The 22,698-nt window shown below is 48.8% G+C and carries 20 protein-coding genes and 2 pseudogenes; 5 read left to right on the forward strand and 17 right to left on the reverse strand.

Annotation, left to right across the window (positions count from 1 at the left end):
* Window positions 1–71: 71 nt before the first annotated feature.
* Window positions 72–461: a hypothetical protein gene (locus tag PCO85_14070; protein WJV52361.1), complete on the forward strand. Its 390-nt coding sequence runs from the start codon at window positions 72–74 to the stop codon at window positions 459–461.
* A 538-nt stretch (window positions 462–999) separates the two neighbouring features.
* Window positions 1,000–1,157: pseudogene (locus tag PCO85_14075) on the forward strand (IS4/IS5 family transposase).
* A gap of 371 nt (window positions 1,158–1,528) precedes the next feature.
* On the opposite strand, the gene PCO85_14080 reads toward PCO85_14075, so the two are convergent.
* From PCO85_14080 to PCO85_14090, 3 genes are read right to left on the reverse strand one after another with little or no spacing between them, the layout of a single operon-like run.
* The gene (locus tag PCO85_14080) at window positions 1,529–2,290 is read right to left on the reverse strand and encodes an ABC transporter ATP-binding protein (protein WJV52362.1); all 762 of its coding nucleotides are present in this window, start codon (window positions 2,288–2,290) and stop codon (window positions 1,529–1,531) included.
* A complete protein-coding gene (locus PCO85_14085; GenBank protein WJV52363.1) occupies window positions 2,290–3,327 on the reverse strand; it encodes an iron chelate uptake ABC transporter family permease subunit in 1,038 nt (345 codons plus the stop codon). Before PCO85_14085 ends, PCO85_14080 begins: the two co-directional genes overlap by 1 nt.
* Window positions 3,324–4,325 (reverse strand): ABC transporter substrate-binding protein, encoded by a 1,002-nt coding sequence (locus PCO85_14090; GenBank protein WJV52364.1) that lies wholly within the window; start codon window positions 4,323–4,325, stop codon window positions 3,324–3,326. The genes PCO85_14085 and PCO85_14090 overlap by 4 nt, the downstream gene beginning before the upstream one ends.
* A gap of 308 nt (window positions 4,326–4,633) precedes the next feature.
* On the opposite strand from PCO85_14090, the gene PCO85_14095 reads away from it, so the two are divergent.
* Window positions 4,634–4,840, forward strand: a complete 207-nt coding sequence (locus PCO85_14095) for a hypothetical protein (protein WJV52365.1) — start codon at window positions 4,634–4,636, stop codon at window positions 4,838–4,840.
* A gap of 303 nt (window positions 4,841–5,143) precedes the next feature.
* On the opposite strand, the gene ugpC is transcribed toward PCO85_14095, so the two are convergent.
* The 8 genes and pseudogenes from ugpC to PCO85_14135 all read right to left on the reverse strand — a co-directional run bounded on the left by ugpC (window position 5,144) and on the right by PCO85_14135 (window position 13,436).
* Window positions 5,144–6,277, reverse strand: a complete 1,134-nt coding sequence (gene ugpC, locus PCO85_14100; GenBank protein ID WJV52366.1) for a sn-glycerol-3-phosphate ABC transporter ATP-binding protein UgpC — start codon at window positions 6,275–6,277, stop codon at window positions 5,144–5,146.
* Between the two features lie 131 nt (window positions 6,278–6,408).
* Window positions 6,409–7,131 (reverse strand): HAD family hydrolase, encoded by a 723-nt coding sequence (locus tag PCO85_14105; protein ID WJV52367.1) that lies wholly within the window; start codon window positions 7,129–7,131, stop codon window positions 6,409–6,411.
* The gene (locus PCO85_14110) at window positions 7,121–8,611 is read right to left on the reverse strand and encodes a CehA/McbA family metallohydrolase (GenBank protein ID WJV52368.1); all 1,491 of its coding nucleotides are present in this window, start codon (window positions 8,609–8,611) and stop codon (window positions 7,121–7,123) included. The genes PCO85_14105 and PCO85_14110 overlap by 11 nt, the downstream gene beginning before the upstream one ends.
* 96 nt (window positions 8,612–8,707) lie before the next feature.
* Window positions 8,708–9,949: an extracellular solute-binding protein gene (locus tag PCO85_14115; GenBank protein WJV52369.1), complete on the reverse strand. Its 1,242-nt coding sequence runs from the start codon at window positions 9,947–9,949 to the stop codon at window positions 8,708–8,710.
* Window positions 9,950–9,997: 48 nt separating this feature from the next.
* Entirely contained in the window at window positions 9,998–10,957 is a 960-nt protein-coding gene (locus PCO85_14120) for a carbohydrate ABC transporter permease (GenBank protein WJV52370.1), read from the reverse strand.
* A 10-nt stretch (window positions 10,958–10,967) separates the two neighbouring features.
* Window positions 10,968–11,852, reverse strand: a complete 885-nt coding sequence (locus PCO85_14125) for a sugar ABC transporter permease (GenBank protein WJV52371.1) — start codon at window positions 11,850–11,852, stop codon at window positions 10,968–10,970.
* Window positions 11,853–12,002: 150 nt separating this feature from the next.
* Window positions 12,003–12,869, reverse strand: coding sequence for a LysR substrate-binding domain-containing protein (locus tag PCO85_14130; GenBank protein WJV52372.1), 867 nt, complete (start codon window positions 12,867–12,869; stop codon window positions 12,003–12,005).
* A 357-nt stretch (window positions 12,870–13,226) separates the two neighbouring features.
* Window positions 13,227–13,436, reverse strand: a pseudogene (locus PCO85_14135) (acyl-CoA dehydrogenase family protein).
* Window positions 13,437–13,700: 264 nt separating this feature from the next.
* Here PCO85_14135 and PCO85_14140 point away from each other — a divergent pair.
* Window positions 13,701–13,961 (forward strand): helix-turn-helix domain-containing protein, encoded by a 261-nt coding sequence (locus PCO85_14140; GenBank protein WJV52373.1) that lies wholly within the window; start codon window positions 13,701–13,703, stop codon window positions 13,959–13,961.
* A gap of 108 nt (window positions 13,962–14,069) precedes the next feature.
* Here PCO85_14140 and fadK read toward each other — a convergent pair whose 3' ends face one another.
* The 5 genes from fadK to PCO85_14165 all read right to left on the reverse strand — a co-directional run bounded on the left by fadK (window position 14,070) and on the right by PCO85_14165 (window position 19,425).
* On the reverse strand, window positions 14,070–15,761 hold the full coding sequence (fadK, locus tag PCO85_14145) for a medium-chain fatty-acid--CoA ligase (protein WJV52374.1): 1,692 nt from the start codon (window positions 15,759–15,761) through the stop codon (window positions 14,070–14,072).
* A 234-nt stretch (window positions 15,762–15,995) separates the two neighbouring features.
* Window positions 15,996–16,289 (reverse strand): ferredoxin family protein, encoded by a 294-nt coding sequence (locus tag PCO85_14150; protein WJV52375.1) that lies wholly within the window; start codon window positions 16,287–16,289, stop codon window positions 15,996–15,998.
* Complete coding sequence (locus PCO85_14155) at window positions 16,286–17,575, reverse strand: FAD-dependent oxidoreductase (GenBank protein ID WJV52376.1); 1,290 nt, start codon at window positions 17,573–17,575, stop codon at window positions 16,286–16,288. Before PCO85_14155 ends, PCO85_14150 begins: the two co-directional genes overlap by 4 nt.
* Before the next feature lie 109 nt (window positions 17,576–17,684).
* Complete coding sequence (locus tag PCO85_14160; protein WJV52377.1) at window positions 17,685–18,638, reverse strand: electron transfer flavoprotein subunit alpha; 954 nt, start codon at window positions 18,636–18,638, stop codon at window positions 17,685–17,687.
* A gap of 22 nt (window positions 18,639–18,660) precedes the next feature.
* Window positions 18,661–19,425, reverse strand: coding sequence for an electron transfer flavoprotein (locus tag PCO85_14165; protein WJV52378.1), 765 nt, complete (start codon window positions 19,423–19,425; stop codon window positions 18,661–18,663).
* A 920-nt stretch (window positions 19,426–20,345) separates the two neighbouring features.
* On the opposite strand from PCO85_14165, the gene PCO85_14170 reads away from it, so the two are divergent.
* Window positions 20,346–21,257, forward strand: a complete 912-nt coding sequence (locus PCO85_14170; GenBank protein WJV52379.1) for an AraC family transcriptional regulator — start codon at window positions 20,346–20,348, stop codon at window positions 21,255–21,257.
* Window positions 21,258–21,534: 277 nt separating this feature from the next.
* Here the strand turns inward: PCO85_14170 and PCO85_14175 are convergent, their stop codons facing one another.
* The gene (locus tag PCO85_14175; protein WJV52380.1) at window positions 21,535–22,686 is read right to left on the reverse strand and encodes an acyl-CoA dehydrogenase; all 1,152 of its coding nucleotides are present in this window, start codon (window positions 22,684–22,686) and stop codon (window positions 21,535–21,537) included.
* Window positions 22,687–22,698 lie beyond the last annotated feature (12 nt).

Here is a 22,698-nt window from a genome sequence, read left to right on the forward strand (position 1 = left end):
TGCCTTTTACTTGCCGGTGGGACTACCGACAATGACAATAGATGAAACCAAAATTTGGAAGGAATATTACTATGCGGATTGATGCTACTCAGTTCCCTTTCGTGTGGATGCAAATCGCTGCCTTTGGCAGGGATCCAGATGTATCCCCGTTTACAGAGCTCGAAGCTCTGCTTGCCCGTAAAGAGGTCTTCGTTTTCTTGAACGATGAAGGTATTGCTCATGACAAACACGCGCATTCGCCTGAAGAGATGAAGCAGACTACACGCTGGATGAAAGCTCACAAGAGTGAATTACAGGCCTTCGTAAAAGCCTCAATCCATATTGAACCAAACAATGCCAAACGGATTGCTGCCAAACCATTCTCTATCGTATATGAAAAATTCTGGGGCTATCCTTTGATTATGACATCTTCGAAGGAAGAAGCTTTAGTGATAGCACAGAAATTGCTGTCAGAAGAGTAAAAAGGAGTAGACAGCGTTGTTCCGCTGATTGTAACTCGGTACTGACGACGGCGAAATAATAAAGAATGATGCATGTGAAACCATAGCTGGTATCTGTATAATTCTTTCATATCACCGTGGTCAGAACACTGACTATGAACGGAACCCTTACATTGGACTACATATTCTTAACGCCCAGCACTAATGCTTTTAAAGTTGTTTTAAAAAAACATATAGTCATAATTCGCAACCACTCAGTATTTATTTTTCTATCATCACAGATGATATAGTAAAATTCCCATCAGATAACATTATCTGTTTTTATTTTATCAAAGATATTGTTGCATGAAAGGCGTTATATTATGTCAAAAAAACATCATATTTAATTTGCAAAAAAGAGTGCCAGACTGGGTGATTATAAGGAAAAGACCGAGTGCCAAAATGGCTGAATGGTCTAATTGGCAGTATTAGTCGAATAATGATTCAGGTATGAAAGTTGAGGAAACTTGTCGCCAGAATGGGATCAGTAATGCCACTTTTTATAATTGTAAATCCAGGATACCAGGCCAACAGCGTAAAATTACGACGGGCATCTCTTACCTGACATTAACGGAGAATGTCTTGCGACACTCTCCGCTGACATTAAAACAAACAGCATTGCACGCTGCTCTTAATCACCTCACCAAAACCTACCGAAGTATGGTGTTGGTTTATTAGCGCTGATTTTCTGGGGATCCCTCAGCGCATATACCGGGGACTTGTATTTAATCCCGGAGCCTGTTCGCTGATAAACCGTGGTATATAATCTTCTTCACCTCTGCGAGCCGCCATGACATCAGTCATCGGCACTGCTCAGCAGAGCGTTTTTCTACCGAGCGTAGTCTGGACGTCATAAAGGTTGTAAGGAGCGAGTTTAGAGAAGTACATGGATGGTGATTTCCCTCCCCCCTTCTTATATCAATGTAAATACATTTAATACCCGACACAGCGGCGTGATAACCAATATTAAAAAATTGGCTACCCAATAAAACAAGCGGCCAGAGCTGAATAACTGACTGCAGGATGGAAAAAGGCATACTAGTGTGGTCTTAAGCGATGTAGTAGATATGTTTTTTCCCGTGGAATGGAGATATTTCGATCTTTGTCTCTACCCCGAACACATCCCAAAGCAGTGGCTCAGTGAGGATCACCTGTGGGCTACCCGCAGCGACGATCTGGCCCTTTTGCATCACAATCAATGCGTCGCAGAACATGGAGGCATGGTTAAGGTCATGAATAGCCACAATGCTGGTCACTGGCAGTTCGCTGACAAGTTTCATCAACTGTATCTGATGATGGATATCCAGATGGTTGGTCGGCTCATCAAGGAGGATTTCCGTCGGCGATTGTGCAATAGCCCGTGCAATGTGAACGCGCTGACGCTCGCCACCCGATAAACTCAGCCACCCCTGTTCGCTTTTGCTAAGCATATCCACGCGCTGGAGCGCGGCGGTGACAGTATCGTCATCTTGCAGGCTCCAGTTAGAAAATGGGGAGTGATGGGGAATCCTCCCCAGTTTCACCACATCGACAACGCGCATATTTGCTTCCGTCATGCCGTGCTGCTCAACAAACGCCACCCGGCGCGCCAGCTGTTTTTTGGCAATCCGAGCAATGTTTTGCCCGTCCAGCGTGACAGTACCCGAGTGGGGGCGTCGTAATCCAGCGAGGATCCGCAGAAGTGATGACTTACCACAGCCGTTAGGACCAATCAGCCCGACGGTTTCTCCACGCGAAACGCTCAGCGAGACATTGTTGACGATCGTCTTTTTACCCACCGTCCAGGTAATATTTTCAGCGGTGATACTCATCACTTATTCCTTGAGCGGTAGATAATAACGGCAAAGAACGGCACGCCAACCAGTGCGGTGACCACGCCGACCGGGAGACTTTGCGGGGCGATCAATAAGCGCGAAGCTATATCGGCCAATACCATCAAGATGGCGCCTGCCAGTGCGCTGGCGATAAGCAACGTGCGATGCAACGGCCCAAAGAAGAAACGCATGACATGCGGAACGACCAACCCTACAAAACCGATGGAACCAGCCATGCTGACAATGGTGGCGGTGATCAGTGCCGTGGTAGTGAACAGGATCAGGCGAACCCAGAGAACGGAAATGCCCAGAGAGGCGGCCGCATCATCGCCAAAAGTAAAAGCATCCAACGCTCGAGCATAGTAAAGACACACTGCAAGCCCTACCAGTACGACTACCAGAACAAGTTGAAACTCAGGCCATCTCACGCCGCTGAAACTGCCCAATAACCAGAACATCACGTCACGCGCCTGCTGCGCACTAGCGGATGTGCTAATGGTGTAAGCGGTAATAGCGTTGAAGAGCTGAGACGCAGCAACACCCGCCAGAATGGTGCGTTCATTACCGCCGCGTGCGCCATTGGTCAAAAAGGCGACAAATACAAAGGCAGAAAATGCCCCCGCAAATGCGCCAGCAGAGAGCGACACGGCACCAGTTCCGATGCCCAATACGACCACTGAAACCGCACCAGTTGAAGCGCCGGCAGAAACACCGAGCACATAAGGTTCTGCCAGTGCATTTTTCAGCAGGCTTTGTAGTACCGCACCGCAAATCGCCAACCCGGCACCGCAGCAGGCCGCAACAAGAGCACGGCTCAGGCGAAAGTCCCAAATTACACTTTCGTAAATGCGGCTAAGGGGTACCTCTGTCAGTCCGAGTTTATTACTTATGGCGTAGAACACGCTTCGCAGCGGGATAGACAACTCACCCACACTGGCGCCAATCGCGATCACCAGGAATAACAGCGCTACTGAAAGAACACTCGACGTGCCTAGCAGGAACGTCTGTCTCATCGGCTGTGCCACAGAGGTCATTTATCTAATCCCAGGCTTCTGAGCTGTTCGCCGACTTGTTCAGCACCATAGATCGTGCGAATAGTTGGGTTCATCGCCTGACCGTCCATCACAACTATGTGACCTTTTTTCACCGCATCTAGCTGACTGACGGCAGGATCGGTTTTGAGGAATTTAATTTTTTCTTCCGCGTTATCGAGTACCCAGCGATTACGGTCAAGGCTTGAAACGACAATCACGTCGGGATTCGCGGCAATGATGCTTTCCCAACCGACGGTTGGCCACTCTGTCTCTGAGGTGATGGCGTTATGGCCGCCTAACACATTGGCAATAAAACCGGAAGCACTGTTCTTGCCGCCAACATAGGCGTCAGAGGAGGGAGAAGCACTGGAGAACCAAAAAACAAACGAAAGGTCTTTCTTGTTCTTTCCGAACTCCTGGCGAAGATTTGCTTCGCGTTTTTTAAAATCGGCAATTAACGCCCGGCCGCGATCTTCTACATTGAAGATTTTGGCGAAATCTTCAATCTCTTTATAAAGAAATGTCATGTTCCACAGTTTTTGACGGCTACCGTACATATCGCCAATGCCTTTTTTGGTTGCACACATACCAGGAGACATGTAGCTATTTACGCCAACGGTGGCGAGATCTTCACGCTTGGCGACTTTACTTTCTGGGCCGAGCAGCAAAGGCAGTTGTGCGGGAACAAAATCAGGGTTTTGGGCAAGAATAGATTCAAGTGTCGGTATTTCCACCGTCAGCGTTTTGATTTTTGCATTCTGTTCAGCGAGTTGCGGCAGAACTTTAGTCGGCCAAAACGCGCTGGCGACCAACTTATCCTGCAACCCTAATAGCAGCAGAATTTCGACGGTATTTTGTCCCAGTGCGACAACGCGTTCAGGGGCTTTGGTAAACGTCTCTTTATATCCACAATTCTCAATTGTCAGAGGATACGTAGTGGCCAAAGCAGAACTGACCGAGGCGAACACCATTCCTAACACGCAGATGACTTTTTTCATTAAACACAACTCTTCAACGGAATGAATTTTAAATACGGAATCGTAATGATAATGAAAATTATTTATTATGCGATAAAAATTTACGGTCTAACGCCCCTAAGTATCAGCATAGTTATCACTCCCTTTGAAAATGAACGCTGAGGGCACGGCGTGACAGATAAAACGTGTTCCCAGAGTGTAAAGTCAATGTGCTGGTAAAATTATCGCCTCTTACAACATGACCGTCGCCGCATTGCGCAGATAGAAGGAATATCCGAAGCTACTCTCTATATATCTGACGAGATCAGGCTAAAACAGAGGTGAAACCGGTGCCGGGTAACACAAAAAACAGAGAACAATGGTCGGCGGAAGTCCTCCTCGCCGTGATAGTCGAAACCGCCACACTCAGTGAGCCGAAACTCGCTGAATACTGGGGAAAAGGCCTTTACCCTGAACAGATTATGCAGTGGAAACAAGCCTTTTTACAGGTCCCGGCTCCGGAAGATAATGCCCTCTTGAAGCAACGTCAGAAATGAATTAGCAACAGGGGAAAAGAGCTGCACCGTAAAGAAAAAGCACTGGTGGAGGCAATACCGATGCTGCAAAAACTCGGGGCTATTACGGAGAAACCGTCGGTAACGACTGACTCCCTCGCAAATCGTGTCACATCTGGCGGATAAAGGTATTTATCTTGCCAGTAAGTCGACATTTTACCGAATATTACGCCACCACGGAGAAGTGTAATGGGGGGGCCGGTATACCACATGCTGAGATCAAAATAAAAGATGCCAGGTCATCAGAAAAGATGGTTAAGCTCACTGACGGTTTCGGCCTCGTTATTACCGTAGCAAAGACTGCTCTGTATCAATATCAAACAGATGGCAGTGGGATAGATCAAAATAGAGTGGTTTTGACTCCCCGCGCGTAATCATGCGCTGAGGTTCAAATGGAATTCGTGCCACCAGATTGTCGTTACCAATGTTAAAGTACAAATAGAGCTCGTTCCCCATTGACTCCACTACATTGATAGTTTGTATGTCGATATTCTGTCTCTGGTGATCAAGAGATATATCATCTGCAACAGTAATGTGCTCAGGGCGCAACCCACACCACACCGGCAGGCCAATCTTATTCTGCACTCTTGCCGCTTTATCCGCCGGCAGTGACAGTCGGGTGCCATTCTCAAGCACGATGTAGGTTAGCGTTCCTTCGACTTCAACGGTTGCTTTAATCAGGTTCATCGCTGGCGAACCGATAAAACCCGCCACAAATTTATTAACGGGATACTGGTAAAGATTCATGGGTGTATCGACCTGGATTATCTGCCCATGATCGAGCACGCAAATACGATCGCCAAGCGTCATTGCTTCCACCTGATCGTGGGTCACATAGATCATGGTGGCAGTCTGTCCTTCGGCTTTCAGGTTGTTGTGCAACTGAGCAATACTAACGCGGGTTGATACCCGTAATTTGGCATCCAGATTTGATAAAGGCTCATCAAACAGAAATACCTCGGGCTTGCGCACCATAGCCCGACCTAGCGCAACACGCTGGCGCTGACCACCCGACATTTCCCCTGGCTTGTTATTCAGCAGGTGCGTAATTTCAAGCGTTTCAGCGGCCGCCCTGATTCGACCGTCGATTTCACTGCGATCCAGCTTCTGTTGCTTTAGGCCAAAGGCCATATTTTCATAAGCTGACATATGCGGGTAAAGGGCATAATTCTGGAATACCATGGCAATACCACGATCTTTGGGCGGCAAATCATTGACCCGTTTGTCACCAATCAGAATGTCGCCGCTGGTTACCTCTTCCAGACCGGCAATCATGCGCAATGTTGTCGATTTTGCACAGCCTGAAGGGCCGACGAATACGATGAATTCGCCCTCTTTAATACTCAGGTTGATCCCTTTTACTGCGTTGAATCCGTTCGGGTAAATTTTCTCTACATTGCGAAGTACGACTTCTGCCATGGTGTATTCCCGTTGTGACGGTGGCTATTCGCCGGTTTAATTACACGCCGCTGATGCGGACATCAGCGGCAAATTCAGCGTGGTGATGCTGGGAACACGCTATGTTTCGCCAAGGGGCTTCACACACTGACTTATGCCATGTCCAGTAAACCGGGGTTAAAATCGGCAACCGATGCCAGCACCAATCTGGCATGTGGCGCCAGTTCAGCTCTCGTTGCCGTCCCGGTTAACACACCGACACTTATCGCCCCGGCATTACGACCAAATTTCATGTCAGACACCGTGTCCCCCAGCATCACCACCTGCCCGGCAGTCAGTCCACACTGGCGGCAGAAGGCTTCCATCAGCGCCGGAGCTGGCTTTGGGGCAATGTCTCCATCGGAGTAACCAACAAAATCAAACAGACCAAGCAAATTAGCCTGTTCCAGGGAATACAGTGTTGCGGCCTTGGTGTCAGCCGTCGCAATCCCCAGCTTGAGCCCATTTTGTTTCAGTGCGATGAGTACAGCCTCGATGCCCGGCAAGGCCTGAATTAATGCCGAATTTTTCTCAACTTGTTGATTAAATAACGTTTTAACTTCATCGATAAAGCGTGTTGGCGAACAATCCGGTATGAGTATCTCAAACCAGGCCAAGGCGATATCTTCAACCGGGTTTGAGGCCAGCAAACCACTATTGTCAACCCGCTGACCCGATACACCAATCGCGCTCAGCAGGCACTCTGCGCTGATCACAGACTGGTTTGGATAACGATCTAACAACACCCCGACTACACCCAGCGAAACCTTGAGCCACATTTGGTGGAACTCCAGTAAAGTGCCATCTTTGTCGAACAATACGCCTTTAATTTCCATTTTTTCCCATTGTCTCCATCAACTCTCCCCAGGTGTTAACCTGCGGTTGAGTAAAGCGTACATGCTGTCCATTAAATACCGGGTTAACGACGCCTTCGAACTCGCCACGCGTATCCGCTGGCAAGGTGGCAAGATTGCCACGCCGAATATCAATTCTCACCCACTGGTGATGCTGCATATCAACATCAATCTCAATGCCTTTGGATGTAATCTGCTCCCGCGCAATCACCTTTCCATCGGCCACACACTCGGCATAATAACTCGCACTGCGGTCAGTAACGCTCAGATGGTAATTCAGTTCACTGCCACCCACATCCTGGCCCGGCAGGACACGCCCCTGGTTAATACTGACCCCAAGACCACACCGCCGTTCGACATAGACATGACCCTGACGCAGCCCGGTGAGGATCCCCGCACCGCTTAATCCCTGGGAAAAGACGAAAGTGGAAGGATCTCCGTAAATAGAGGGTTCAGTTGCCTGTGGATTACGCTCTTGGGGTTCAAGATGGGCATCACTGCCCCCCACGGCATAGATTTTCTGGCCGCTGTTCCATATAGCGCTCAATACCTCAAGCGCCGCTTCGGTGGATGCGGGTGATGTCGACCAGGTTGGATCGCAGCAAATTTCCAGGGTATTGACTTGCGCCAGCGGCATATCTGCAAAATGCCAGTGCCAGGGTTTCATCATCGGATGGTTGATACTGATAGTGCCGCCGCCCCACCCGGTCGGCTTGCCGTGCGGTTCCGATCCCCTGGCTATCGCTAACCCTTGACGGATCAACCCCTCACTGGAAAAATCAGCATCACGCATCGCCAGACCTATTACCGGTCCGTGAACATTGAAATGACCTTTATCAGTAGTGATCTCTATCCCCGGCAGCACCAACGTACGTCCGCCGTCAGGTAACGCCGGATGACAGATGTTGTGTTCAGTCAGGAAGATAAAATCCAACTGCTGACGCGCCATAATATCTACCGCCGCCTCCAGCCGGTTATGCCCATCAGAAAGTACCGTGTGGGCGTGCATATCACCACGGTACCAACCAGATGCTGGGTTCTTTATCGCGTGGTAGTCAAACGTAATATGATTATCCGCGTTGAGGCTGGTTACCGTCGGCACATGAATGCCGATATTTTCATCATCGGCTATTTCACTGGTTGTTACGTCAACCCGATATTGCATCGGTTTATGCCCACGATCTTCCCCCTCGAGGTTGTAGATATGCAGTTCCCACCGACCGGCCGGAATCTCACCCGCAATGCCGCCCAGGGAAGCAGTTTCGCAGCCAATCACCACTGTCTTCTCCTGTTTCTGCCAAAGCATACAGGCTCTTAATTGCAGCCGGGCATCATAGAGATAGGCATACAGGAAGCCCTGTTTGAGCGTGGTTCCTGACAAGGACAGACTCACAGTGCCTGCTGGCACATCAAACGTTTCAAGCTGATGACCGAAAGCCAGCTCACCGGAAAACGTCAACATAGTTACCTCTTTCTCGGTAGGGAAATCCGGACAACCTGTCATAGCAGGCGGTGATGTCGGTAATAGCCCAGCCATCACCACCAGCTATTTCCCAGATTAAGGGCGGTTAACGCGATCCAGCGCACGCTGAGCACGTTTGGCAGCTTGTTTCAGCGCTTTCTCAGCGGGGATATTTTCGATTTCGACTTGATCAGCCGCAATCGCTAACGCATCACCAATCTGGCCATTTGTCGGATCAAGGAAGTCTTTGCTGGCTGTCGTCGCCTGTTTCAACGGGATCAGCGCTTGTGGGTTCTTTTTGGTATATGCCTGATACTCCGCTACGTCCTTCGCGCTGTTCCGCACCGGGATATAACCGGTAAACATCGACCAGCGCGCGGTATTTTCCGCATTGGTGTAAAATTTCATAAATTCAAAAGCGCCCTTGGCAGCCTTATCATCAGTCCCTTTTGGCATCACAAAAACCAACGCTCCCGCCTGAGGTGCCGCCGGATGATTGCCCCAGCCAGGCTGAGTCGTCGCGGCAAGCCTGGTGAAATCCAGATCGCCCTGATCGCCAGAAGACCCCGTATAACCGAGTGCCTGGTTTTTCATCACATCATCAATGGTTTTGTACCAGTATTCCCAACCCTGGCCACCGTGGTGGATACGCATGATATTGTCTTTATGCAGCCATGTGCGGAAGCTCTCCCACACCGTGACCCACTGTGGAGAGTCGATCAGTACGGTTTTGCCGTCATCACTAATGATCTTGCCCCCGTTGGAAAGCGCGGCATCGATCATGTTGTCCTTGCCCCACATCGGCTCCCAGCCGTAATAGACAGTATTGCCGCTGGCGTCTTTCCTGGTGACTTTGGCCGCCACTTTAGCCACACCTTGCCAGGTCGCCAAATCGGCTGGCGTGAAGCCGTACTCAGCCAGCTTCGCCTTGTTGTAGTAGAAAATTTGTGTCGTACCGTAAGCTGGCAAGCCATAGACAGTACCGTCCGGGTAGGTCACTTGCTGACGGAAGGCACTGATAAAATCATCAAAATGGAAGGCGTTATCCATATACGGGCGAAGATCACGAACCAGTCCCCGGTGTGCCATGGATTCAGCTTGATCCGCCGCCAGCAGGGCAAATTCCGGCGCTGTTTTAGACGCCATGCCCGCCTGTAACTTCTGGAAAGTCTCGGCGTAATTACCCTGCAACGCGCCTTTGATGACATAGTCATGTTGGCGACTGTTAAATTCATTAATCAGTTTGGTCATCATCTGCTGAGGCTTGGTGCCACCTGAGTACCAGAAGTCGACCTCAGTTTGAGCGGACGCATTTCCGACAACAACCAGCGAACCCATAGCAAAACCTGTACATATTATTGCGAGTTTTTTCAGTTTCATATCCATTCACTCTTTAACACCGTTATCGGCAATGCCGGATAAAATCGTTTTTTGACATACCATGAAAAGAACCAACAAAGGCACCACAGCAATAGTGCTGGCCGCCATAATCTGCGACCAGTTAAGGCCATAGTTACCTTGCGCAATAAAGAACTGACGTATTCCTACCGCGATTAGATGCCGATCCTGAGTGGTGATAACCAGGCTCGGCCACATGTAGCTATTGTATTCAGTGATAAAGGTGATCAAGGACAGCGTCGCAATGGCGGCCTTGCACTGTGGCAAAACGATTGCCCAAAGAATTTTTAACTCGCCGGCACCATCAATGCGGGCGGCTTCCACCAGCGACGGGTGGATTTTCAAAAACACCTGGCGCAGGTAGAACACACCAAACACACTGGCGGCGCTGGAAAAAATCAGTCCGGTATGACTGTCCAGCAGCCCCATTTTGGCCAGGATGATGTAAGACGGGATATAGGTCACAGCACCGGGCAGCATGTAGCAGCCCATAACCACCAAATAGAGCAACGTTCGACTGCGAAAACGCAATTGCGTGATGGCATAGGCAAACATCGACGAGTTAATGATAACCATCAGCGTCGTGAAAAATGCCACAGTAAAACTATTGAAAATGTACTGACCAAAAGGCGCCAGCTGGAAGGTCGTTACGAAGTTTTCCCAGCGGAAATGCCTGGGGATAATGTTCAACGGATTGCTGAAAATCTCACTATTGGACTTCATCGACCCCGATAACATCCAGATGAACGGGAACAACATAATCAGGCCGGAGAAAACCAGGAAGACATGTCTGGCGATGGTCGTCGTTGGAAAAATCCTGCGACGCACCGTGATCTTTTCGCGGTCAACGGATTCGGTATCGGATAAAATTTCCCTGATTTTCCCTGACATGACTCTGGCTGAGCTCTGGTTATTTCCAACGGAAAGATCAATTGATTGCATTGTCATAACGCCGCCTTTAGTAGTACACCCAACGTTTACCCATCAAGGTATTAAGGAGGGTGAGCACACCCGTTATCAGCAGGATAATCAGTGACGTTGCCGCAGCCGGCCCCATGTTGTATTGCTCGAATGCCTGCTGATAGAACAGATAAAGCAAGGTTCTGGTGGTGCCACCTGGCCCTCCCTGAGTCAGGATCTGGAACTGGTCAAACGCTTGTATCGCCGTGATCATATTGACGATCACCAGAAAAAAAGTGGTGGGAGAAATCAGTGGTAGCGTGATTTTGAAAAAACGCGTCATCGGGCTGCAACCATCAATTAATGAGGCTTCATAGAGCGATACGGGGATCTTGTTCAGCGCGCTGATATAAAACAGCATGGTCCAGCCAATGGCCTGCCAAACGGTCACAATAATAACCGCCACCATCGCGCTATTGCCGTTTTCCAGCCAGGGAATCGGGGCAATGTGCATCCTGGTGAGTAGCTGGTTGGCCAAACCGTTCTTGGTTTCGAACACCCAAGACCACACAATTGAAACCGCCACGGTTGGCGTGATCCACGGCGAGAAAATGACGGCCCGGTAAAACTGACTGCCGGCAAATTTCTTATGCAACAACAGGGCAAACATCAATCCGAGGACCACGGTTGGAATGACCACGCCCAGCGCGAACCAGAAGGTATTGAGCAACGCCTGATGAAAACCGCTGTCTTCCAGCATGTACTGATAATTATCAAAACCAACGTAATGATAATGAGGCGAGATATAGTCCCAATCAGTAAAACTGATATAGACACTCCAGCCAAAAGGAATCAGCCAGAAAGTCAGCAGCGGCACCATCAAAGGCGCGATAAATATCAGCACCCTGATCTTCACCGTCAATGATTGAAAATTTATCTTCATGGGACGCGCTGCTGTTGTTATGTGTTGGGCATATCCTATGCAGCCTCTATGACAGACTTGTTTGTCGTGACGTTATATTTTCCAATACCAGTCATAAGATTTTATTGGGGGATGATGGTGTGAGGATCAGAAACTATAGGGGGGAATTGACTAATTTTGCTGATGTAACCAGTCGCAGAAAAAGTTCACTTTGGCATCCCGCTTGTTGGCCGTGATCAGATAATGACCGGACTCTGAAGGCATCGAACCCGGTAACGCTTCAACCACATACCCGGCCTGCAAATCTCGCGCCGCGACAAGCGAACGCACCAGTAGTATCCCAATCCCCTGCTTTACCGCTTCCAGGGCATGCAGAGAGTTACTTAATTCCAACTGAATATTGGGGGCGACAGGCACCATCTTGTTATGTGCCAACCATTGCATCCAGCTCTCTTCATAGCCTTTAACCTGAATGGCCGGTAATGAAGACAAGTCGCCTTTTGATAACGCTTCGGCATGCAGGGCTTTAAAGCAAGGTGAGCACACCATCAGCCATGACTCCTGAAACAACCGCTCAGCACGGGTATGTTCAGTTTCGATAAAACCGTTGGTAATTTCCACGTCGGCATCAGTACAAGGTTCACGGGACGGCCAATCCACCAGGGTGAGATCCAGACGGATAAAAGGGAACTTGGTAATAAAATCGTTAAGGTTGGGGATCAGCCAGTTATGGCCAATGGAATGGTTGGCCTTAACGCGCAAAACATCAGGTTGTTGCTTACCAAACAGCACTTCCGTCTGTAGCCGCAAGTGCTGCAAGGAGCCAGTCACCACCGGCAGGTATTGCTGGGCCACCGCCGTCAATACCACACCTCGCTGGCTACGCTCAAACAGGGCGCAGTCGAGATAATCCTCCAGGCTTTTCAACTGCTGGCTCACGGCGGCCTGGGTGACATGCAGCTCTCTGGCCGCCGCGCCAATAGAACCCAATTTCGCGACCGTCTCAAAAGCCACCAACGCACGTAATGACGGTAACATGTTTTTTCCCCTTATAAAAAAGCAGGGTAATTCAGCGCACTGATACTCTGATTACCAGCAGAAAGTAAGATGGATAAAACAATATCCTGTCAATCCAGGCAAATATATAAACACCCTTTCATGACAAATTGGGTATCCGCAGTTCTGAAAGAACAGTCACAGCCATATATGTCAGTCTTCACAACTGAATAGCCAGTATCAGTATTGCATGCAGTCCTCTTTCATCTGTATGCGGACATGGTCTAAAGTGGACATGGTCTAAAAAGCACTGCGCCATAATCCATGCTGACTACAATAACAAAAAGCGCAAAAACCGCGCTTACAATTGAACTTGCAGCGCTTGCCCTTACAGACGGCGCGGTCGCAATAGACCTTGCACATCGGCGCCGACAAACGCATCGGCAAACCGTTATCACACTCCCAGGCCACGCGGTAAACGAAGTTTTTCATATTCTGGATTTTGATGACCATTTGGGTCAGTTTGAGTTGAATCATCTGGAACTGGCCGATAGTCTTTTCAAACTGAACACGCTGGTTGGCATAGCGGGCCACATCCTCGAAGGCGCAATATATAACCGGGTATCCGTTTTAAAGCCGGAACAAAAAGGGAATCATAATGACTACCACCATTCCTGCTTATGCGCTTTATGGCGAACAATTTGAATTGAGCTGGGAGAATTTCTTCAATGTGGAACGTCTATCTTTCCGTTCCAGAACATTGGATTGGAAAGTGTCTTCCCACGTACACGAATCCTTACTGCAATTGCTACTTATCCAGCAAGGGGACGTTGACGTCCTGTTGAATTATACCCGTTTCAACGCTCATGCGCCGTGTCTCATTCTGGTGACCAGCGTGAACTGGTCTATACCGCCAAAACCATCAAGCAACTGGCAGCGGCACTGGGGTTCAATGATGAAGCCTATTTTACACGTTTCTTTCACAAACATGTCGGCGTCAGTCCCACACAATTTCGTGAGTTGGCCGTGCGGAAGATTGTTTTATCAGAGACTATCCCCGATGTCTCGGCCACCGATGGTCTTAAAAGCGGCTTTGCTGACGCAGAAGGATCACAACCGATAGCGCTCGCGTAATGAGGAAGTCAGTACGCCGGTTTTCGCAGAATATTCTCCGGCGCCAGTATATCGGCGTCGGAGATAAATGACGTCAGACCATATCGAACAGCTACCCATCAGCCCATTTCATAGGGACAGCAAGGAACCCGGCGTCATCGAACTTGCCGTCGCTGGCTCGCCAGATGTTACCGGCGTCAACCCGAGGCGCTGGATAATATCTTGTCGCAGCAAATATTTCTTGATTTTCCCTGATGCAGTGCGGGGAAGCTTATCCACCACGACCAGATATTCAGGATATTTATACTTGGCGACGCGCTTACGGCTGAAGAAGGCGATGACGTCCTCCAACGTTAACTTGTGGGAAGGTTCTTTCAACACCACATACGCACAAGAACGCTCGCCCAAACGTTCGTCCGGCATCGCGACGATGCCCGCCTCGCGCACGTATGGATGTTCCAGCAGAATCTCTTCCACTTCGCGGCTGCTGATATTCTCACCACCACGGACAATGATATCTTTCTTCCGGCCAGTGATTTTGATGTACCCCTCCTCATCCATTCGACAGAGGTCACCGCTGTAGTACCAACCGTCATCATCCAGCGCTCGAGCAGTCAGTTCGGGTTCATCCAGATATCCCATGAAGACATTGGGGCCACGGGAGGCTTCCTCACCTTCTTCACCACGAGGAACCAGCGAGCGATCTTTACTGACGACTTTGATTTCGACACCGGGAGCGGCGATACCATCAGTATTGATCACGCGGGACAGCGGATCGTCGAGCTTAACGACAGCATGGGGCGAGCTTTCCGTCGCGCCGTAGACGCTCAACAATTTGATGCCGACCTGTAGACAATCGCGGGTGATTTTTTTCGGGATAGTGGTACCGCCGCACAGAAAGAAACGCAGTGAAGACAGGTCATAATGCTGTTGTTGTACTGTGCATAACAAGTCATAGACAAACGGGGTTGCTCCCATGACGCAAGTACATTTTTCCCGTACCAGTAAGGTGAGGCAATGCACCGGGTTAAAAATATCCAGCAGCACACTGCGGGCGCCGATGAGAAACGGTGCGGTAACGCCATGCAAAAAGCCGGTGGCATGAGCCAGCGGCGCGGGCATCAATATCGTATCCAGCCAACTCAGATTCAATGTTGCGCAATAGGCGCGTTCGCTGGCCAGGATATTGTTATGAGTAAGCATAACGCCCTTGGGAACCCCTTCCGTACCGGAAGTAAACAACACCGCTGCCAGTTGATCGCCATGCACCTTGATCGGATATTCCAGCGGTGGATAGTCTTGCAACACCTGACTGAGCGACGTGACCGAGAGAGCGGGAGCGAGTTTATCAACCACCACCACCTGTTCCAGATACGGGAGTTGGCAACGAAGAGGCGTAATCATCTCCATCGGGCAGGTATTCTTGAATTTCGTCGGCACGAACAATACGCGGGCCTGGCTCTTATTGAGCGTCCAGATGAGTTCCGTCTCACGGTAAGCAGGCAACAGGGGAACCGAAACAGCACCGGTTTTCAGACAGGCCAGGTAAATCAGCGTGAATTCACACCAGCCGGGGAGTTGAAAAGCAACCCGGTCTCCTGGCTGAATGCCGCAGGCCAGCAGATAAGTAGCCAGACATCCTGCCGCGCGATCCAGTTCGGCATACGTATATGAGGCTCCCTGATTATCAATAACGGCGTTTTTTTCGGGAGCCGCTTTCACCGCCTGATGCCAGTAGTCGGCGAGTGAGGCATCTCCCCAGTAACCTTGTTGTCGATATAATTCCCTGCGTGCAGCGTTGAATTTTATTGTGACAGTCATTGGTTTTACTCAGTTATAAACAGTCCTTCCACCGCGTAATGCCATGCGCTCAACCCAATGATCGGGAGAGAAATACCGGCGGTTCCCAAAGAAATGTCTCACGCCTGGATTCCACCCTGTATCCCGCATTTACGTGAAGGCATAACGTGGCACTGCGCCGTATCGACAATCGACGATACGGCGGACAATACCTATCCTCTTTATCGAGGGACGTCCGCTTTCCGGCGGAGAGAATTAGCCGAAACGGAACTCAATGCCAAAGGTGCCCTGCGGATATTCCCATTTCTTGAGGATCGTATCGCCGCACAGCACTCGACACGTGCCGCATTCCAGACATCCCGCATAGTCAAAGTGAATATTGCCTTCGCTGTCCTGCTTGTAGAGACCTGCCGGGCAGGCGTTAATCAACTTGCGGAATTGTTCCCTATCCGGATCATCGGCCAGGACAATATGCGGGTTGCTTTCGTCCACCCGGAACTTGTTAACCCCCAGTTTCACGTCCACATTTACCGTATTTTCACTGCTCATAGCGCACTCGCCCCCTTGATGCCATCCTTCAGCAGATTCATCAGCCCGACCTGTTTGGCCCGGCGCAATATTTTCGATCGCACGGGTTGGCTGGGGCTGCCATCAATAATGAACATATCGGTCATGATATCGGCGATCATCCGCGGATATTGGGTAAACATGCGCGGATTTTCCATCATCGCTGGCACCTTGCGATAGCGGTGCATATCCTGTAGCACAAAACTTTGCTCCAGTGTTTTCCGGTAACGCATCAATTGGTTGGCGGAAAAGTCCTGATGGTGTTTCGCGTCGATAGCGGTCAGGGCGGCGGCTTCCGCTGAAGCGATAGCCAAGTCCATACCCCGCACGGTGTAACCCAGATTCAGGCAGAGTCCCGCGGCATCCCCGACAATCATGACGCCGTCATCCACCAGTTGCGGCACCATCTCCAGACCACCTTCCGGCACCATGTGCGCAGAATATTCCAGCATGGTTCCGCCCTGAATAAGCGGACGAATAGCGGGATGCTGTTTAAAATCCTCCAGCATCTGCGGTACGCTTTTGGTAGCATGCGCCATGTCGCCCAACCCGCAGACCAGTCCCAGCGAGACAGAATCCCGATTGGTATAAAGGAATCCGCCGCCCATCAGACCGTTAGACGGCGAACCAGCGAATAGCCAGGCAGCCCCCTCGCCAGCAGGAAGGTTAAAACGGTCCTCTATCAGGGATGGCGACAGGGATATCAGTTCTTTCACGCCGACAGCATAATGATGAGGCGCTGATATCGGCACCATTCCAATAGAACGGCCAAGAAGCGAGTTAACGCCGTCGGCCAGAATAACGATGTTGGACTCCAGCGACTCCTCACCGGCCTGTACACCAATCACCCGATTACCATCCCTGAGCAGCGAATCGACCCGGACACCAGGGATAAACTGCACACCAGCCTCTTCCGCTTTTTCCATCAGCCAGGGGTCGAACCGGTTACGCAGTACGGTGTAAGAGGCTTTCAATGGTATATCCGGTTGCTCGCTATGGAAATCCAATGTGACGGCGCTTTCATCGGTGAGAAACGAGATCTTCTCTTTGGTGACTTTGCGCTCGACAGGCGCTTCTTGCGCAAAGCCCGGCATGATTTTTTCCAGACTGTGTGCATACAGACGCCCGCCGGTCATATTTTTACTACCCGCAGTGTTGCCACGTTCAATGACCAAAACATCCAGCCCGGCTTTCGCCATGACATAACCCGCCACACAACCGGCTACGCCAGCGCCGACCACGATGGCATCAAATTTTTCTTCCGACATGATTTCGGCTCCCTATCCCGCCACGATATCCGTCATCTTCTACGTTGCAGACGTCTTCACTTCCTGCAATGCGTAATCAATTCGATATAACGTGGCGGGATTTGTGTCATTAACGGGTCAAGTGCTCAATAAGGGCGGGAACCACTTTATAGATGTCCCCAACCAGGCCATAGTCGGCATATTTGAAAATAGGCGCATTCTTGTCTTTATTGATGGCGACGATGGTTTTAGCACCGTTGCCCCCAACCATATGCTGAATCTGGCCGGAAATACCCAGCATCAGATAGAGATCGGACTTCAGCAGCACCCCGGACACGCCGATGTAACGTTCACGTTCCATCCAGTGTTCACCTTCCGCGATCGGACGGGAACAACCGACTTCCGCCCCGATCGCCGTCGCCAGTTCCTGTACCATGCGCAGGTCATCCTGAGAGACCAGGCCACGGCCCACACCAACGACACGTTTGGCTTTACTCAAGTCGACACTGCTCAAGGATTTGGCACGACGCTCTTTACACAAAATTTCCTGACGTGGCGTGACATAAGCGGCCTGATAGACGGGGCAGTCATGGGAAGGATTAGCCGCGATAGGTTCTATTACACCGGACGCCAGAGTGATAATGGCGATCGGTGTGTTGATTTTTTCACTACCGAATGCCAGCCCCCCGTACATACGGTGTTCGACACGTGTGCCTTCATCGCTGACCGTTAATGACGTAACGTCGTTAACCACTGCCGCATCAAGCAAGATACTCAATCTGGCGGCCAACGCTTTACCACGTTTCGTCGCGGATAGCAGAATCAGTGTAACGGACCGAGACTGAGCGGCTGGTTTCTCCACAATGGAAGCCACGGTTTCAGCATAGTTTTCTATACGCTGCTGAGCGGACTTTTCCCCCAGCACATAAAGCATATCCGCACCCAGCGACTTAACGTCAGGCACAGTATCAGCATCCTGTACCAGTACGTTGACATGTTCACCCCACTGGCGTGCGCCAGCCAACAATTCGGCGTAGCGATCGATATTGTCGCTGAACACCCATACATTGGTTAATTTACTCATGATGATTTTTCTCCATCCCGGGTTAGTTCAGCACTTTTTTCAGGTGTTCCGCCAATTCGCTAATCGCTTCTGGCGCATCACTTTCAATGATGATGTGTTTACGCTCTGCCTGCGGTGGCACATGGATATGGGTCAGTTCGGTAAAAGGCGGCGTTGGCGTCCAGCCAATATCGGCGGCCTTCCACTGCGTTACCGGTTTTTTCCCGGCGCCGAGGATAGCTTTCATCGACGGAACTTTGGGAACATTAATATCTGAAGTAACACAGAGCACCGCCGGAAGCGGTAATTCCAGAATTTCCACTTCATCTTCCAGGGTACGTTCAGCCAGAATATGGTTATCAACCACCTGAATATTGCTGACGGCATTAACAGTGGGAAGTTGCAACATTTCGCCGACAAGCAAGCCGACCTGTTGGGCATATAGATCGCCTGAACCTTCGCCAAACAGTATGAGATCGAAGCCGATTTTACTGGCGGCGGCAGCCAACGCTGCGGCGGTATCTTTAGGGAGCGAGTGTTCCAGATATGTATCCTGAACCAGGTAAAGCGCATGTGGACCGCGTGACAATACGTCTTTACGCACCTTGGTATTTTCCAGTAACTTGCCGCCCGCACTGAGCGCCATGACCTGACCATCAGTGCCGGCCAGTTGGGTGGCCGCTTCGATGGCATTCAGGTCAAACTGACTGATTTTGGCATCAGCGCGATCAAAATTGAGCGTCCGCTCTGCGGTAACCACAATGTCTTGCTCTTCGGGTACCAGCTTGAAGCAGGTTATAATTTTCATGGTATCTCCTATCGGCAATAACAGATATTTGAATTAATGATGAAAGTTTGCATACCTGAATGGTAATGACGCAACAGGCTAATACAACAATTCAGAGAGATGCCAATCGCTGGCAATAAAGGAAAAGGAGATACTTTTTGTTGATTCATATTTTTCCCCGGTTAAAAATATATATCCACTTAATATATGAAGTAAGTTTCTTTACTTCCCTAATGGCAGTTTCTTAGATAAAAATCATTTATCCCACGTATCTCAAGGAAGTAGACAAAATTCATGGTGATATATTGATACGGCTCCGAAGAAAAAACGACATGATAATATGTTTTAGTTACCAACTATCTTGCAAAAAAAGCGTTATCTAACACAATCCGGTAGCTATTTATTTTTATCCCACCCGATAAATTGATGCATAAAATAAGGAAAATATTAAACACGAGACTAATGCGCCAAAAAAGATAAAAAAACAAGATGTGACGCACATCATAAATATGATTATTTCTGTTGAAAAAAACATTATTAAATTCAGTTAAAAATGAAATTACGTTCATATTGTAAATTCAATGTGTCAAATATGTATATTATTGATTAGCTCAATGTGTAGACCAGAACCAATAAATTGATTAATTTCTGTAACAGTGACATGTTTTATAGTACGTCTGGATCGGCGTACTATCTTGCATGACATACAAACAATCTTGTTTTCGTGCGCCAGGTTCATGTTATAACTATCTTCGCTTACTATATATATCTTAAATAATTCGAGTTACAGAAAGGCAACAACCGGGCCAATACTCAAGCAATAGCATAGTAAATAAGTAAGTAAGCGACTGGGCAGCCAACGCTTCTGCGACGTGAAGCATGAGGTATGTCGTGCCACTCAATGGTTGGCTCAGACCTTACGGTTCAATGTGGAGGTAGTCATGTATCAACGCTGGTTTGACAATAAAACGAATGCCATATTCGAAAATGGACTGACACCTAAACTCTCTCGATATGTTATTAGCGACGATCCCAATTGGGAATCCGGTCATCATGTACATGAAGTGGAAACCGAACTGATCTATGTAAAAAAAGGGCTTGTCAATCTGACGATTGATTCATCGAACTATATTGCTCAGGAGGGCGACATTATTGTCATCGAACGCGGTTGTTTGCACTCCGTGGCTTCTGATGCCACATTACCCGCAACGACCTATACCTGTGCAGTTTATGATTTCAAGATTACGGGTCTTGAGGAAAATAGGATAATGCAGCCAAACTCATGTCCTATTGTTTCAATAGCAAAAAATAAAAATGTTATAAAAAATATTTTCCATGAAATCAGTATGTTATTACCTCAGCAAATGAATGGTCTCTCATCACCAGTCTATGATGCATTTGGTTATGTTCTCACCGTCATGTTTTATGAGAACTTCAAGAGTGCGTATAGAACTGACTCAGGACATATAATAAAAGATGTACTGGTAAAAGACATCCTGGTTTATTTAAACAACAATTACAGAGAAAAAATCACCTTAGATCAACTCGCAAAAAAATTCCGTGCCAGCGTCAGCTATATCTGCCATGAATTCACCAAAGAGTACCATATATCACCAATAAACTATGTTATTAAACGCCGAATCACGGAAGCGAAGTTTTCGTTAACTAACACAGAATTATGCCTGAATGAAATTTCTTTCAGGGTCGGATATGAGAATGTCGATCACTTCACAAAATTATTTATTCGGCATGTGGGTTGTTCTCCTTCTGAATACAAAAAACAGTTCAAAAACGATCTCAATGGGCTGGAATATATAACAGAGTTTGGCGAACGCCCAGAAGTGTTAATTTAAGTTTATACCCCAAATAATTCGAGTTGCAGGAAGGCGGAAAGAGAGTGAATCCCGAGGAGCTTACTCAGGTAAGTGATTCGGGTGAACGAACGCCGCCAACACACCTGCAACTTGAAGTATGGCGGGTATAGTGATAGATATTCCAATGCTAATATCACCCCCGACCTTTCTCTGCGAAAGGGAAACCGGGGAATCTATTAATAGTAAAACGCCTGAATTTCTCAGTAATTTGAACCCGTTCACCTCATCGGGGATGAACGGGGATGGCCCAATACGACTACTTATTCTGATAATCTTTCAGAATCTGGCGCCCGGCAATATAGATCATGATTTCATCGGTGCCACCGCCAATTCGTTCACAACGAACATCGCGCCAGAAGCGGGAAACGCGGGCATCATCCGTATAACCCAATCCACCCATGATCTGAATTGCGTCATCAATCACTTCAAGCGCGGTACGCGCACAATACAATTTACAGAGTGCGGCACTGGTTCGTAATGATTGATGCATATCGGCTTGCCATGCCACTTTCAATACCATGTTGCGCATGTTTTCGATTTTTATCGCCATTAAAGCCAGTTTTTCCTGAATCATCTGGTTATGGCCGATAGGTTTGCCAAACTGAATGCGCTGGTTGGCATATTTGGCCGCATCTTCAAATGCACACTCGGCAAAACCGGTACTGCGGGCAGCATTGATAAGACGTTCCATTTCAAAGTTATACATTACATTCAGAAAACCCATGCCCTCTTCACCGACCATGTCGCTTTCATCAACCTCGACATTATCCAGATAGACTTCACAGGTGCTCAGCATATGCCAGCCAATTTTATGCAACGGGTTGATTTTGATGCCTGGACTGTTCGATTCTACCCACCAAAGCGTGAACGCTTTTTTCGGATCTTTTGGTTCAGGATCCCGCGCCAGCACCAACATGTAAGGGTATTCTTTGGCTCCGGTAATAAAAGTCTTCTGACCATTCAAATACACTTTGCCGTTCTTGCGAGTGTAGGTTGTTGTCGCGCTATTGTTGTCTGACCCGGCACCAGGTTCAGTGAGTGCCAGCGCATAAGCCGGGTCGCCGGTGGCCAATGTGCTTTCCGCCGTTTTCCGCAATTGTTCTGGCGAACCGAACCTTCTCATACTGTGAATACATTGCCCGTTGGTGATCAAAAATGCGGGAGCACCACATTTTGAGACTTCCATCAACGCAAGCATCTGTGTCACATAATCAGCCGGAATACCATTATATTCCTCTGGCACACCTAATAGAGAAATACCATTGTCAGATAACGCCTTCATGAATTCTTTGGGATAAGTTCCCGTTTGGTCGCATGTTCTGAAATATTCTTCAGGAAAATTATTGGTAATAAGTTCCCGAATACTTGCCAACAGCAACTCTTGTTCTTCGGTTAAACCAAAGTCCATATTCTGTACTCC

Origin of the sequence: Prodigiosinella aquatilis (assembly GCA_030388725.1) — a bacterium.
Classification (GTDB): domain Bacteria; phylum Pseudomonadota; class Gammaproteobacteria; order Enterobacterales; family Enterobacteriaceae; genus Prodigiosinella; species Prodigiosinella aquatilis.

Excerpts from the sequence above, each read along its gene's own strand:
- PCO85_14070 (WJV52361.1), top strand. The coding sequence starts at position 72 with ATGCGGATTGATGCTACTCAGTTCCCTTTCGTGTGGATGCAAATCGCT.
- PCO85_14080 (WJV52362.1), bottom strand. The coding sequence starts at position 2,290 with ATGAGTATCACCGCTGAAAATATTACCTGGACGGTGGGTAAAAAGACG.
- PCO85_14085 (WJV52363.1), bottom strand. The coding sequence starts at position 3,327 with ATGACCTCTGTGGCACAGCCGATGAGACAGACGTTCCTGCTAGGCACG.
- PCO85_14090 (WJV52364.1), bottom strand. The coding sequence starts at position 4,325 with ATGAAAAAAGTCATCTGCGTGTTAGGAATGGTGTTCGCCTCGGTCAGT.
- ugpC (WJV52366.1), bottom strand. The coding sequence starts at position 6,277 with ATGGCAGAAGTCGTACTTCGCAATGTAGAGAAAATTTACCCGAACGGA.
- PCO85_14105 (WJV52367.1), bottom strand. The coding sequence starts at position 7,131 with ATGGAAATTAAAGGCGTATTGTTCGACAAAGATGGCACTTTACTGGAG.
- PCO85_14110 (WJV52368.1), bottom strand. The coding sequence starts at position 8,611 with ATGTTGACGTTTTCCGGTGAGCTGGCTTTCGGTCATCAGCTTGAAACG.
- PCO85_14115 (WJV52369.1), bottom strand. The coding sequence starts at position 9,949 with ATGGGTTCGCTGGTTGTTGTCGGAAATGCGTCCGCTCAAACTGAGGTC.
- PCO85_14120 (WJV52370.1), bottom strand. The coding sequence starts at position 10,957 with ATGACAATGCAATCAATTGATCTTTCCGTTGGAAATAACCAGAGCTCA.
- PCO85_14125 (WJV52371.1), bottom strand. The coding sequence starts at position 11,852 with ATGAAGATAAATTTTCAATCATTGACGGTGAAGATCAGGGTGCTGATA.
- PCO85_14130 (WJV52372.1), bottom strand. The coding sequence starts at position 12,869 with ATGTTACCGTCATTACGTGCGTTGGTGGCTTTTGAGACGGTCGCGAAA.
- fadK (WJV52374.1), bottom strand. The coding sequence starts at position 15,761 with ATGACTGTCACAATAAAATTCAACGCTGCACGCAGGGAATTATATCGA.
- PCO85_14150 (WJV52375.1), bottom strand. The coding sequence starts at position 16,289 with ATGAGCAGTGAAAATACGGTAAATGTGGACGTGAAACTGGGGGTTAAC.
- PCO85_14155 (WJV52376.1), bottom strand. The coding sequence starts at position 17,575 with ATGTCGGAAGAAAAATTTGATGCCATCGTGGTCGGCGCTGGCGTAGCC.
- PCO85_14160 (WJV52377.1), bottom strand. The coding sequence starts at position 18,638 with ATGAGTAAATTAACCAATGTATGGGTGTTCAGCGACAATATCGATCGC.
- PCO85_14165 (WJV52378.1), bottom strand. The coding sequence starts at position 19,425 with ATGAAAATTATAACCTGCTTCAAGCTGGTACCCGAAGAGCAAGACATT.
- PCO85_14170 (WJV52379.1), top strand. The coding sequence starts at position 20,346 with ATGTATCAACGCTGGTTTGACAATAAAACGAATGCCATATTCGAAAAT.
- PCO85_14175 (WJV52380.1), bottom strand. The coding sequence starts at position 22,686 with ATGGACTTTGGTTTAACCGAAGAACAAGAGTTGCTGTTGGCAAGTATT.